A 14,781-nucleotide genomic window follows, 5' to 3' on the forward strand; every position below is an offset into this window, starting at 1 on the left:
ATGCTTTTCCTCAACTCCATACTTCTGGCCGGACTGGCGGGTGCGATGATTCCGGTCATCCTCCATCTGATTCGCCGCCAGGCGGCCAAGCCGATGGACTGGGGCGCCATGCGCTTTTTATTCGACACCGTAGCCATGAGGCGACGGCGCATGGAATGGGAGGATCTCCTCCTGATGGTCACCCGCTGCCTCTTACTGGCACTCATCGCACTCGCAGTCGCACGCCCTTTTGTGCCCCCGAATTCGGCCGTCCCCTGGTTGGTCGTCATCCCACTCGTCTTGCTTGGCATGGCAGCTTTTGGGGGATCGTTTACCTTATCCGGGCGGAAATCAAGATGGCTACTCCGGCTCACCGGTCTACTCTGCCTGCTCGCTACAGCCGCAGCGATCATCATGGAACGGGAGCTCAACCTGAAACGCTTCAAACTCGCCAGTGGTCGGGATGTGGCTCTGATCATTGACGCGTCGAGCTCAATGACGCTCACCGACGGCACATCACCAAACAGCTTTACTCAAGCTGTCGAAGAAGCCAAGGAAGTGGTCAAACAAGCCCCCCGAGGCACAGCTTTCACCATCATCCTCGGCGGACCGGCACCAGAACTCAAGACGGCCACTCCTTTGACTCACCGCGCTGACGTGTTGGAAGTACTCGAGCAAGTGCAAGCGGTCGGTGGCCCCTTCCGGGCACAAGACGCCATCAGTATGGCCACACTCAGTCTGGCCGATGGAGAAAATGCGAATAAAGAAATCCTGGTCTTCAGCGATGGCCAACGCATCGGTTGGCGCACCGACAACCCGTCCGCATGGAGCTCGCTGGGCGATGTGCTTTCCTCCATGCCGCAGGCACCCAGATTGCTGATGCGGCAGCTGCCACCACCGCAGATCCTCCGAAATGTCGCCATTGCGGATATCTCCCTGTCGCGGGAACTCGTCGGAACCGACCGCCCACTCGGGATCAAGGTCATGGTTGAAAACACAGGAACGGAAACCATCACCCCGGGGGAACTCAGCCTCCACATCGGCAAGCAGTCGCTCGAAGCCCAGGGAGTCGGGCAATTGATCCCGGGCCAGCAGGAAACCATCCACTTCCAGCATCAGTTTAAACAAACGGGGGCCCAGCTCATCCACGCCCGGATCGATACCGCCGATGCCATTCCGGGGGACAACCACCGGGAACAGGTGGTTAACGTCCGCGAGTCCCTGCCGGTCCTCCTCATCGACGGCCACCCGTCCGGTGCCTTTTTCGAACGTGCCGCCAGCTTTACCGCACTCGCGCTCACGCCAAATAGCCAGCCACTGAAATCCGGAAAAAGCACCTCCGGCTTCCTGATGGACCCCAGAGTTGTCCCGGCCCCCGAGATGGGCACCCTGGACAAGCTTCCGCGACGCGGCGTCATCGTGCTCGCCGATGTGCCCCGGCTGCCAAGCGATCTCGCCCGGAAGGTAGAGTCCTTTGTCGCCAGTGGCGGCGGGCTGTTGATCCTCGCCGGATCACGTGCCGACGCCTCATTCTACAACACTTGGCAGGGAGCCTCGGGCCCGGTCTCGCCAAAGCAGCTTGCAGCGGCCAGTGGCACGAAAGAAGAAGTCTCCCCCGCCCCGGACACCTTCGACCACCCGGCACTCGATCTCTTTTCCCGCGATAAAAAAAGCGACCTCAAGCAGGCCAATATCTCGCAGTTTCGCAAGGTGCAGGCGCATGTATCCCAATCCGCCAATCAACACGTCATCGCCCGCTTCTCCAATGGCGCTCCCTGGTTGATGAGCAAACAACACGGCCAAGGACGCGTGATGCTCGCCAGCTGTCGGTTTGACCGCTTCAGCGGCACTCTACCGTCCCGGGAATCGTTTGTTCCTTTCATCCACGAAATCATCACCTGGCTGGCGGGAACCGGCGATATTCAATTCAATCTTCCCGCACGCTGGAGCCCCCGCATCTCGCTTCCCGGCGGCAGCGGCCTGCTTGCCAGCTATTACGAGCAAACATCGATGCAAGGCTCACCACTGAGCCGCCAAATCCATTCTGTGGTCGATCTCAATGATTCCCCCCGACAAGACCAAGCAACCACCGAAGCCAAGGCTCGTGGGATTCGCTGGCATGGGCGGCTCCTACCACCAAGCAGCGGCGAGTACAAGATCACGATTGAGGGCCGGGGGAAATACAGCCTGAGCCTCGACGGCAAGCAGCTCTTCAGCAATGGGCAGAAGTCCGAGGCATCGGCAAACATCAACTTAAGCGCCGGGCAAGCAGTGCCCCTGCAACTCGACTTCTCAAAAACCGGCAACCCGCCCTCGCTTCGTCTCCTCTGGACCCCGCCCGGTGCGCCGTCCTCGCTCATCCCCCCTGAAGCGCTGCTGCCACCACGCGACCCGGACAGCGGATCCGATCTGGTGTTGGAAAAAACCACCGCCATTGACCCTCTCGGCGTCCAACGCAGCAGCACCCTGACGCTCGGCGCCCGCGGTCCTTCTCTCAACATTGAGTGCCCCGCCATCCCGGGACTCTACCAGATCGTGGTTCCTCCCACCGCTGCCCAGCTACTCAACCAACAAGCCGGGACCACGATGCCCATGGTCGTCCGTCGGGACATCGAAGAAAGCCGCTACGAAGCACTCAATGACGATGATACAACCCTGATTTCCAAACACATCGAAACCATCCCACTCCGTAATCAGGACGACATTCTCGCGGTGTTGAATGGCAAAGGGTTCGGGGAAGAACTCTGGAAGGTTTTTGCCATAGGTGCCCTGGTTCTCCTGGTTCTGGAAGTCGCCTTGACCCGTTGGATATCGAAATCCCGACGGGCCGGGGAAGAAGTCAAAATCGATTTTGCCATCGAGGCCGACCCACACAACCCACTGGTGCAGCCAAGCGGCTCCCTGGGCAAAGCCGTCAACGGGAAAGGAGACCTCCCATGATCCGCCCCATCGCCACCGCACTCGCCCGTATCCTGATCGGCTTTTTCCTGATCCGGGGAGGATACGCCCTGCTCGGCCAGTGGCTCCAATTCGGGACCACCTGGTCGCTGACCACACTTGCACTCTGCGGCAGCCTCGCCGCAGAAACCATTTTCCAGTTATCCCGCTACGAACAAACGGTGGTTGCCTCACGCCGGGGTCGGATCTTGCTCGCTCTCCGATGGTCCGCTCTCGCCGGCCTGCTCTGGATGCTGTCCCAACCGGTGTGGAGCCGGATGGTCAAAAAAGAAATCAAACAGGAAGTGATCATTGTGATTGATGACTCCGCCTCGATGCACCTCACCGATGACGGCCAGTCGAATACCCGCCAGGAGATCGCCATCCAGGCGCTTGAGGCCTCGGGGCTCTCAAAACAATTGGAAGGTAAAATGCGCGTCCGCACTCTGCGGGCCGCCCGTAAGGTGCTGGGCAACGATGAACAGGCGATCGAAGGATGGAACCAGGCAACTGACTTGGCAGGAGCGCTTGACACCGTGCTCGACCAAGTTCCGGCCGACCAACTCGGCGGGGTGGTCCTCCTCAGTGACGGTCGCCATAACCGCCCCGGACGCGTGGAAGACATCGCCCGGCGTTTTGGCATCCTCGATGCCCCGATAGGAGTCCTCGCGGTTGGCGACGACGCCCCGCCTCGGGATGCCGCCATTTTATCCATCCAGTCACCGGATGCTGTCCACCTTGGGGATCGAATCCGGATCCAGGCCCGACTCAAGTTCGACGGATACAAAGGTAAAAAAACGAGCGTCCGACTCTACCAGGGGGAAACCTTACTTGAAGAACGGCCGGTCTCCATCCCTCAGGACAGCCACCGTGAAGAGATTCGCTTCCGCCACACCCCCGATCAACAAGGGATCACTTCCTACCGTTTGGAGCTCGCAGCCTTACCAGATGAACGGTTTTCCGACAACAACCGCTGGGCATTCGAAACCTCGGTCACCGATGCGCGGACCAATGTGCTGATCCTCGAATCCCACCCGCGGTGGGAGTTCCGCTACCTCAGAAACCTGTTCTATGGTCGGGACAAGTCCATTCACCTGCAATACGTCCTCATGAACCCTGACCGGATTTCAGGGCAGGAAGACCAAGCGGTACACGCCTCCGCTGCCAGGCCCTTCGGCCAGGCCCAGGCAAACCGACTGCCGAAAGACGAGCAAGCATGGCGATCGTTTGATGTCATCATTCTCGGAGACCTCCACCCGGACAGCCTGAACACCGATCAATGGAAGATTCTCGAACAGTGCGTTCAGCAGCGGGGAACCATGCTGATCACGATCGCGGGCCCACGATGGATGCCCCACGCCCATCAAAACCCATCACTCGAACGCCTGCTGCCGATCCTCTACACTCCCAGCCAACGAAGCTACTTCCACACCCGACAATCAGAATTCCAAATCCATCTGGCAAGCGCCGGACAATCCCACCCGATCAGCGCACAGTCCGACAGCCGACTGGAAAATGCCAGCATCTGGAGCCAATTTCCACGCCTCCGCTGGCGACATCCACTGGCCGGTGTCAAAAAGGGAGCCGAGGTGTTACTCATGGCCGGGCCTTCACAAACCCAGGCCCAAACAGCACCAAACAGCGCCAAACAACTCGACAAAGCGCTCGAAGCACTGAAACGGAAACGTGCCATCGAAAGCAACAATGCCCTGCTCGTCACCCAGACATACGGCAAAGGTAAAGTCGCCACCCTGCTCACCGACCGCATTTGGCGACTGAGGGAAGGCGTCGGCGACCAGCACCACCATCGCTTCTGGGGGCAACTCATCCGCTGGGGTGCAGGCCCCAACCTTCGCTCCGGCACTCCGGAAGTTCGCCTTGGCACCGATCAACTCACCTATTCAGGAGACGACCCCATCCAGATCATGGTCAGGCTCCGGGACAAACAACGCAACCCCATCAAGGACCCGGGACTGAAAGCCCATATCTGGAAACTGAGGAAAAAAGTTGCCACCGTGCCGCTCAGCTACGTCGAAGAGTCCCACGGTTTACACCAGGCGACAGCCCCGGCACTCGCGACCCCCGGCAGCTACCACATCACCCTGGAGAGTGAAAAATTGGATCCCAAACTTACCGGCAACCGCCTGTCGAGTGTCCGCACCGTGATCCGGGTAGTGGGCAGCACCAGCCCGGTCGAGCTCTCCGAGACCACCCTCAACCGGCCACTCATGGAAAAGGTCGCCGAGCTTTCCGGCGGGCAGTTCACCACTCCGGATGATGCCAGCACCCTACCCTCCTTGTTTTTGACAGGTGACGAATCCCGTGAAGAGTTAAGAGAAACCTCTCTCTGGGATCACTGGCTGCTTCTCACCCTCCTGCTCATCATCTTCACCACCGAGTGGTCACTCCGCCGAAAACTCGGCTTGCCGTAAACATGCCAGACTCCAACACTCCCATGACCGTCATGTCCCAAGCACCCACACCGGAAATCACGGATGGCCTGAAGGCCATCCTCAAGAGAATCCGTCGCCTGCAATGGACGCGTGGCCTCTTGGCCATTCTCACCATCAGCCTGAGCGGCCTGCTCGCCATCATGGCAGCCGATTGGTTTCTCGCTCCACTCGCAGAATCCACCCGTTGGGCGATGTTTGCCATCTGGCTACTGGGCTGCGCCATCGGGATTTGGCGCTTTCTTTGGGAACCACTTCGGCGACGGATTACCTTGGTCCAGATTGCCCGCTGGCTGGAAGTCCATCATCCGGACATTCAGGAACGCATCAGCACCTCACTCGAATTAGCTGATCGTTCATCCCACGGGATGTCCCCCGCTCTACTGGACGAAATTGCCCGCGAGGCCAGAGTCGACATCGCAAGGATCCAACCGCGGCAGGAAATTCATACCGGCCCGGTCAAACGCTGGCTTGCCCCGACGCTTCTGGTCATCGGCCTCTTTGCATTGCTCTTTGCCATCTGGCCAAACCAAACCGGCCGTCTTTTTGTCCGTGCCATTGCTCCTTTTGCCAACGTCGGTAATGCCGCAGCCATCCACATTGAAATCTCGCCAGGCAACCTCGAAGTGCTCGAAGGTGAACCCATCGAAATTCAGATCCACTACACCGGGGACCCCGGCGAAACACTCGTCCTGGAAACCCACAACCAGAGCCCGGGATCAACCACCACCACCGAAACCCTGCCCTATTCGGGAACCGAGGCAGGCAAACACCTCGCGGTCTACCGCTTGAGTCAGGCCAAGGAGGATTTCGCCTACCGGGTGCGCGTCGGTAAAGCCGAAAGCGAAGAGTTCCACGTCAAGGTCTGGCCCAAACCCCAACTTCGCTCAAGTCAGGTAAGCTACCGCTATCCGGCATACACTGGATGGAACAACAAACAACAGGAACTCAATAACCGCGGCATCGCTGCGATAGCCGGCACCCAAATCGAAATCACAGCAAAAACCAACACCCCGGTCATCCGCGGCGACTTACAGATTAAGGGCTCAAACCCAGTCCCGCTCGATATCCACCCAGGGGCCGACCAATCCAGCCTGAGCTGCCGGTTTCCCATCACCAAAAAACGATCGGGCCAAGGGACGATCCTACTCAAACACCGACTCGGCCAAGAGTTCGAAGCAGCCAGATTCCCCATCAACGTTCTCCCTGACAAAGCACCCAGCATTGAAATCCTATCGCCAGACAAGCAAGAACTTACGGTCCGCCCGGACGAGCACCTGCCGATCACCTATCAGATCCGTGAAGACATCGGTCTGCAATCCGTGGAGCTCGTATCCTTTACCGATCCGAAACATCCTCACAGCACATCCTGGCCGATGCCAACACAGGTTTCACCAACAAAAAAACAACTCTGGCGTGGAGAACACACCCTGCCGATTGCCACCTTGCTCGAGCTCCACCCCAAAGCTCGCGAGATCAACATCTTGATCCAGGCCAAGGACAACCGTCCACCGGAATTTGACGGACCAGGGGTTGGAAAATCAGCCATCCTCACGCTGAAAATCTCCCGCAGTGCGACCTCGCTGGCACGCCAGGAACTTGACCAGCAACAATCATCCGTCCGTGAAACCGCCCGCAAAGCTCGCGAAGCCATCAGGCAAGCAAAAGAAAAAATGGATGCCAACCGCGATACCGTCCGCAAGGAGGAGATCCCGAAACATAACCGACAACAACTCGCCAAAGCGAGAGAGCAACTGCACCTTGCGGAAAAATCACTGCATCAACTCGCCAAGGAAATGGAAAACACCGTGCACGCCCCAAAGGCTGAACACGCAAAAAAAGCCGCCGACAAATCGCGCGAAGCCCGTGAGAAACTCGAAACAGCCCCACTCCAAAACACCCCCGATGAGCGAAAAAAAGAACTCGACCAGGCACGTGACGCCGCGGAAGACGCGATGAAGCAGCTCGACCAACTCCAACAAAACGTCGACCGGGATCGCCAACGGGTCGAAGACATCGCCCGCCTCCGGGAGCTCGCCCAAAAAGAATCCGAGCTCGCACGCCAGGCTGAACAACGGGCACAGAAGCAACAAGCAGAGCAAGCCAAACAGACCGCAGACGCCTCTAGCCCGGAGCCAAACAAACAAGACGCAAAACAAGACACCAAGCGAACAAACAAACAAAACCGCGAACAAGCAAAAGCCGACGAGCAATGGCAACAGCAACAACGGCAGGTCCAGGAGGAACTCCGACGAGCCATCAACGAACGACCCGATGCACAGGCCGAGGCATCCCGCCAACAAGCGGAACAATCACGTGAACTGGCGGAACAATCACGCAAACTCGCATCCCAACAAAAACAACTGCAATCACTCAGCCAACAGGCAGAGAAACAACAACAATCCGCCGATCGAGCCAAACAAGCCGAGAAAACCAAGCCTCAATCCGCCGCAAGCAAACAGGCACAAAAACAAGCGAGCAAGCAAAAGGAGGCGTTCAAGCAACAGGTGGAAAAAGCACTCCAACAAGCCCAGCAGGATGTGATCGATCAAGCGGAAAAACAACTCGAACACGCCCGCCAAGAGGCAAAACCCGAAGCCGACACCCTGCCGGATGCCATCGCCAAAGCCAAAGACGCTCTGATGTCCCAAAAAGCAGAAGCCAAAGACAAAGCAAATCCAGAAAAGGACGGCAATCCGTCAACGGAAACAGCCGGCAAGCCATCACCCGAACAAAAACAATCAGCAACAGAACAAAGCAAACAGGCGGCCAAGGCATTCAACGAAATTGCCAACCAACAAAGCCACGAAGAATCCAAACCATCCAACAACACAACCGACCCAGCCGCTAACAAACCAGAGGAGCAGGCAGACACCAATGCTAACAAACCTTCATCAGCTGAGCATGATGCCGGGCTCGAATCCTTGGCTGAGCGTCAAGAATCGATTGCCAAAGCCGCGGAACAACTTGCTCAAAACAAGCCGAAAGAGGCACTCGCCGAGTTGCAAGGGATGCAAGCCAAGGCCACAGAGCAACTCGCCGATGACATCCAGGCACTACCGGAGGTCCAACACCACTCGGGGGAGCGCCAGCAGGCAGAACACCAGTCACGTCAAGCGCGTGAGCACGCACGCGAAGCCGCCCGAACAAGTCAAGAAGGGCAACTACCGGCCAGCACCCAGCGCAATGAGCAGGCATCCCGGTCACTGGAACAAACCGCCAAAGCGCTCGACGCCGAAGCCAAACGCCTCGACCAACAAGCGAAACAAGCGGAGTCGATCGCCCAACGGGAGGCCGCCGAAACAAGCAAAGCGGAAATGGCCATCGAGTCCGGACAACAACCGGGGCGTCAAACCCGGCCGATGAAACAAGCAAACGTCGACGCAAAACAACTCGCCAAAGCATTTGAACAGGCGGCTGAAGCCAGTCAAGCCGCCAAAGCCGGGCAAAACCAGAAGGCAGCCGAGGCAAGCCGGCAGGCGGCCGACGCCCTACAAGAGCTCGCCGCTCAAGCGATGGAAAATATGCAAGCCGGACGGCAGCAGCCCGCATCCAACCCAGCAACAAAACCTCAAACGGCATCGTTGTCTGAACCTTCCAAGCACGAAGAAGGCCCCGAGAACAAACCATCAGGTCAAGGAACCGGTGAACAGAACAAGAAACAAAACCAACAACCGTCACCCGGAGTCCCCCCAGAGCTCGCAAAGCTCGGCGTCTCTATCAAAGACTGGGAAAAACTCCAACACATGCTGAAATCCGATATCAAAGGAACCGATGCCGCCCACATCCCTGAAGACTACCGCCAACTGGTTCAGCAGTATTTCCAACAAATTGCCAGTGAGGGAAAGGAAGACCAACCATGAGACCCCGTAGATTTCGCCCTATCGATCGATGGATCACAAAGGCCCCGGTAGCCGGCATACTATGCGGTCTACTCATGGCCAGCCTCTCTGGCATCACGCCTCTCCATGCCCAGTCCCCGGCGGTAGCGGACAGCTCGGTTTTCGAACAATTTCGAAGCCAGGTTGACCCCAGTATTGAAAAGGCACTTACCTATCTTGCGGCGCAACAAAAACAAAACGGATCCTTCCCGGGCAGCTACGGCGATTCCACAGGTATCCCCGCCCTCGTCGGTATGGCCTTTCTCTCCAAAGGACATATGGCCACCGAAGGGATACACGCGGAAACCATCAGGCGATGTGTCGACTTCATCACCAGCCATCAGAAAGACAACGGACTTCTAGAAGCCGGCAGTGGAGGTAATGGCCCGATGTATGCCCACAACATCGCCACCCTTTTCCTCTCCGAAATTTCCGGTATGGTCGACCCCGAGCGACAAAAGAAAATCGACCAGACACTGCCCAAAGCACTCAAAATCATCCTCCAAGCCCAGGCCGTAAAAAAGAGCGAATCCCATCGCGGGGGCTGGCGCTACCACCCTGGATCACACGACAGCGATACCTCCTGCAGCGGCTGGGCCCTGATGGCCTTGCGCTCGGCCAAGCTCAACGGTGCCGCCGTGCCGGACAAGGCCATCGAAGATGCCGTTGCCTATCTCTATCGGCATCACAACCCCGATACCGGAACCTTTGGCTACACCGGCCGGGACGACCACAAAAACACCCTCACCGGCATGGGCCTGCTCTGCCTTGAGCTCTGTGGAGAACACGGTAACCCCGCTACCATCAAAGCCGCCGATTACGTGCTGAAAAACCACCGCTCACTGCCCGGTGCCCAGTTTGAAATCTATGGCAACTACTACAACGCCCAGGGGATGTTCCAGCTCGGCGGTAAGTATTGGAATAGCTACGGCAAATGGATGTACGCAACCTACCTTCCCAAACAACAAGCCGACGGCTCATGGAAAAGCCGGGAAGCCGGATCGGTCTACGGCACCTCGATGATGGTTCTTGCCTTCACCGTGCCCTACCGCCAACTGCCAATCTATCAGCGAGACGAAACCGTCGACGAACCGGAATAAACTGCGCGCCGCGCCCCCTCAACTCATCCGTTAGACCAAGATCAAACATCATTGATGTCTTGGATTTTCTCTTGGGCCCGACTTCTTTTTTTCGGTCTGGCCCTTGCGGGCATCCTCATCCTCTTTTTGTTTTGGCGCCCGATTGGCAGCAATATCCCGAGTATCGGCAGCCACCGTGTCTGAAATGCCGCGTAAAATCAAATTGCGTCGGTTTGCATCAAAAAACACAAAGATCAGATGCCGCTGGGTTGGGGTATGAAACCAGCGGGTGGAGCTCAGCGTGTTCCATTTTTTATTGGCGCCGTAGTATTCCAAGATCACCGGCTGACTGGCAAGCACCTTGGCCTGACTGTTGAGCACCGGCACCGTCACCATTTTCTGAGCCTGGCAGACAAAACGAACATTCTTCGAAGAGCCACGCTGGAAGGGATTTGCCCCCATTTCTCCACGCACCGGATACGAAGAAAGGTTGAGCACTTTTCTCGTTCCGGCTTTGAAGACATCCAGATCACCATTCAGAGCAAGAGCGCGATAAGGCAGCTTCGCTTCCTTTTGGGCAGGTAACAATACCACAATCGTACGCCGCCCGCGCTCAGGCAGATTCACCCGGGCAGCCGGGAGAAGTTCTCCACCATCGGCTCGGTGCATCAAGGTCAATGTCTTGGGCCCTCGATAATCCACTGGCGGAAGTAGGGTGTTCGACGACACTCGGATCTCTGGCAGATCGGCATCCTTTTGCTTTTCTCCACTATTCCAAAAAAAACGATTTTCCCCTCCCACCGGTTTAAAGCTCACCACCTGCAAGCTCTTGCTCACCAGATCCTGGGCATCCGCTGTCACTCCAAACAACATCCCCCCCGCGATCAGCATCCACACTAATAATCTTGCCATATCCTAGTTTACATCAAATCCAAACAATTCACACAAAAGCATCCGTAAAAAATACTCACTCCCTTACACCTCATCCAGAGACAACCAGCGGAACGATTGCACCTTGAACCTCCGGCCAAATGCCTGGTTCACTTCGGCCAGCTGATTCTGGTTCGATGGGTTGAAGACCTCCTTTTCAGGCTCATCCACACGATCGAGATACTCAGGGTATCGCTGAACAACGGCCTCACAGTAAGCCCTGGCCTGAACTCTGCCTCGCGAATCCACCGATTCCCCATAAGCACGGATTTTAAAGGTATCCGATCTTACTCTCACCAAGGGAGCCAAGGGCATCAACACATCCGCCTGAGTCACATACCCGGGAGCTCCTTCACCCACCTTGCCCAGAGCAGCTTCCGGGTTACGGTAACCCACTTCTGCCACTTCATTCTGAGTCACCAAATCCGAAGTCTTTTCAAACGATTTGTTGATGCTGGTCTCATCAATGGCCGCCTGCAACGCACCACGCAACCCGGACTCACCAGAGCTAAGTCGACGGTTGACAAATTCCGCCAGCGAAAGAAACGGCCCACGTTCACGAACTTGCTCGACCATGGCCTCGGCCAACTCCTCAATTTCATATTCAGTCAACGAGCGCACCCCTTCCCAACGCTTGCGCAGGAATTCTTTCTGATCACCATCGAACTCATCTGTTTCAGCGCCATCCGCGTTGGGAATCGTGAAGCGGCTCACGGGATAACGTTGTTCGTCTTTCTGATCAAATTGTCCGGTCTCGGCAGACAGCCAAGCCAAGGCCCGACCATCGAGGCTGGCAAGAAATGCCTGCCAAGCTTCAACCGATGTCGAGTTCACATTGAAAGCGCCTTCGCAAACGAGGTGCGAGCTGATTTTTTTATACCCATCCTCGTCCAGCAGTTCCGTCATCAATTCCTGGGCCTGGTCCCCTTGCCGGATCTGCATAAACCGGTAGCGGCTATTGGGTAAAGAAGTGCCATCTTCCAGAGCCTCCTGCAAGACCTGCAGCCTGTCGCGTTGCTGCGGCGAGGCAACAAGCTCCTGATCCTGGGGCGACACACTCGAAAAACACCAGGCATCCCAAAGCGCCTCATTCGCTTTCCAGCACTTGTCATGCAGCAAGCGGGATCCACCATTGTCGGGAGCCGGAGCACTCTCTTCAATCTCACTTGCTCCCAAATAAGGTAAAGCCCAGGAATTTCCGAAGGCATTCGCCACATAAGGGAATGAAACATACGGAACCGGACCATCCGGGTCATTGGGCGACTGCACATGATTCGGGTCGGGCCACGGATGACCAAGACCGGCATGCTGCAACTGGGCCAAAGAAATCATCGGTTGATATGGAATTTCCTGAATCGGCACATGATTTTGCCCATTCAAAGGTTCCAATGCCCCCCGGCTGGTCCCAAGGTAGCCTTTATTGTCAGCCGTCACCTCAACAAATGGGTAATCGTTGAGACTGTTCACGCGCTGAATGAAAAACTCATATCCACCGTGGCGCAGGGTCAGCGGATTATTATTACGCACATCCGTGTTCAATTGCCATGGGTCATTGAGGAGATAGTGCTTCACCTTGGCTTTCTCCGATTCAGAAATCGGACTTTCAGACGAGGGCTCGATCCGGTGCTCCGTTCGCATCCTCATGCCCATCAAGGCCAGTGGCTTTTTATTGCCCACCCCGGCAATCTGGCCAGCTGTAAAATTCGCATCGCTGGTCCGCTCCAAATCATTGGTCACCGTATCAAAAGAATCCTTGGTGATGACCCCCTTGAAATATCCATATTCGTTTGGATAGCCGTTCGGCCCGGTAAAATAAATGTCAGTGAAGTGATCAAAACCAGCCCACGTAGGCGCCGAGCCATCTTTTTCGATCACCGCCTCAATCTCGTCTCCGCCGGACACAATCAGCGGGTGCCCCCCATGTCCCAGTTTATAGGAATACAATCCGCCACTCATCTGCCACCCCGGCTCGAGACGAAACAGGTGATTGGGAGGCTGCGGGCTGTCAGAGTTATCGGAATACACCCGCACCTCACCAGGCATCAACGGAGTATCCAACCTCAGCATCGCATTGTGTAACTGCCAGTGCGTACTTTCCGGCATGTCTTGGATAATCCACCACAATGGCTTTTTGCTAGGTGTCCGGTTCCACCGCTGACCTCCAACGTAATAGCTGATACCATACGGAATATTCCATAGTTTGAAGTCAATCTGGCTGTCCGAAGGAATCGACATCGGGATGGTATACGGGTTCCACAGCTCCATGATGTTATCGAACACCATATTCACCTGAAACTTGCCAGGGCCATGCACATCAGGGTCAGCCGGCACACTGTAATGGGAAACCAACCACTGCCATTTGGTAGGAATTGGCAAATGCCGCCGCCAATTCGCCTTGCCAACATACTCCGACCAGGTATCGCCAGCGGCAAAATGAGGCACCCCGCCGACCCACTTGACCATGCCTCCTTCATCGACCGGCTTGTAGCTCCGGTAGTATCCATACAAATCGTCCCATGCCGGTCCCCCCTCATAGATTTCCTGCTTGGCAAAGTCCATGGGCAGACCGTCCAACTCGAACAACAAACTGAGATCCTTTCGCATCCCTGCCGATTTCGTATCGGTTAACAAGCCAAGGGAGTCCACCGTCACATCATGAAACCGATACTTCGCCGATTCCGGTAAATCCGCACCACCATCGCCCAGAAAATCCAAGGTTCCACGGGTCACTCCCCGCAGCACGGTTTCATCCTGAACCAGAGTGTTCATTTCCTCAATCTCCCGCACGGCAAGCACGGGTGCTGCCACCGATTCGTTGGCACGACTTGCCAACCCCTGGGCATCAGCCTGATACAAATTCACCCTTGCCTTGCTGTTCTCACCCGTGATCCACCAGCTGTAGGACCCTTTGCGTTGGCCATTTTCCTCCAGGGCGACTTTGGGCACCCGAACCATCAACTTGGGATCGCCCCCCTGCCCCAAGCTTCCCAAGCCCACCATTTCCACCGAGTCCGTCGCCAGATCACTTTGAGGAAACTGAAAATCATCGGCATTCGCACCCGATACCAACCACTTCCTGAAACGAGTCGGCCTGCCGACATCATAACTTGAAGCCACATTGGCCTCCGTCAATTGCTCACCATCTTCCATCCCTTCCCCCCAACTATCCCAGACCCCCAGCAAATGCGGCTGGGTAATCTCATCCCCCAAAATATCGGCGCGCGCCGTGACCCTGCGGTCCGGCCCGGTCTGCTTCTGCAATTCACCCAAGGCAATCATCAATGCCATCCGGGCATTGGCCCTGGCGTCCTGCATCGCCTGCCCCTGTTGGGAAGACCTCAATTCCACCGTACTCAGACTCAACATCGCCAGAGCAATCATCACCAGCAGCACCATCACACTGATGGTTGCCACCAAAGCAAATCCTTGTCGCCTGCCAATTGCTTGTTTTTGTCTGCGATTTTGCATCTTGTTCAATCTGTATGATTCCTAGCCTCCATGTTCACGTTCTCGCCGTCATCTCAT

The 14,781-nt window shown here is 56.5% G+C and carries 6 protein-coding genes; 4 read left to right on the forward strand and 2 right to left on the reverse strand.

Annotated features, from left to right (window positions below; all coding sequences use genetic code 11):
• From HW115_RS08915 to HW115_RS08930, 4 genes are all read left to right on the forward strand, one after another.
• Positions 1-2,919, forward strand: a complete 2,919-nt coding sequence (locus HW115_RS08915; protein ID WP_178932273.1) for a PA14 domain-containing protein — start codon at positions 1-3, stop codon at positions 2,917-2,919.
• Positions 2,916-5,348 (forward strand): vWA domain-containing protein, encoded by a 2,433-nt coding sequence (locus HW115_RS08920; protein WP_178932274.1) that lies wholly within the window; start codon positions 2,916-2,918, stop codon positions 5,346-5,348. Before HW115_RS08915 ends, HW115_RS08920 begins: the two co-directional genes overlap by 4 nt.
• A 2-nt stretch (positions 5,349-5,350) precedes the next feature.
• Positions 5,351-9,229, forward strand: a complete 3,879-nt coding sequence (locus tag HW115_RS08925) for a DUF4175 family protein (RefSeq protein ID WP_178932275.1) — start codon at positions 5,351-5,353, stop codon at positions 9,227-9,229.
• Between the two features lie 74 nt (positions 9,230-9,303).
• Positions 9,304-10,347 carry a prenyltransferase/squalene oxidase repeat-containing protein gene (locus HW115_RS08930; RefSeq protein ID WP_178932276.1) on the forward strand — a complete coding sequence of 348 codons (1,044 nt, stop codon included), beginning with the start codon at positions 9,304-9,306 and terminating at the stop codon, positions 10,345-10,347.
• Positions 10,348-10,395: 48 nt separating this feature from the next.
• Here the strand turns inward: HW115_RS08930 and HW115_RS08935 are convergent, their stop codons facing one another.
• Both HW115_RS08935 and HW115_RS08940 read right to left on the reverse strand, forming a co-directional pair.
• A complete protein-coding gene (locus HW115_RS08935) occupies positions 10,396-11,238 on the reverse strand; it encodes a hypothetical protein (RefSeq protein ID WP_178932277.1) in 843 nt (280 codons plus the stop codon).
• A 63-nt stretch (positions 11,239-11,301) separates the two neighbouring features.
• Entirely contained in the window at positions 11,302-14,724 is a 3,423-nt protein-coding gene (locus HW115_RS08940) for a hypothetical protein (protein WP_178932278.1), read from the reverse strand.
• Positions 14,725-14,781 lie beyond the last annotated feature (57 nt).

The organism is Oceaniferula marina (genome assembly GCF_013391475.1).
GTDB classification, from domain to species: Bacteria; Verrucomicrobiota; Verrucomicrobiia; order Verrucomicrobiales; family Akkermansiaceae; genus Oceaniferula; species Oceaniferula marina.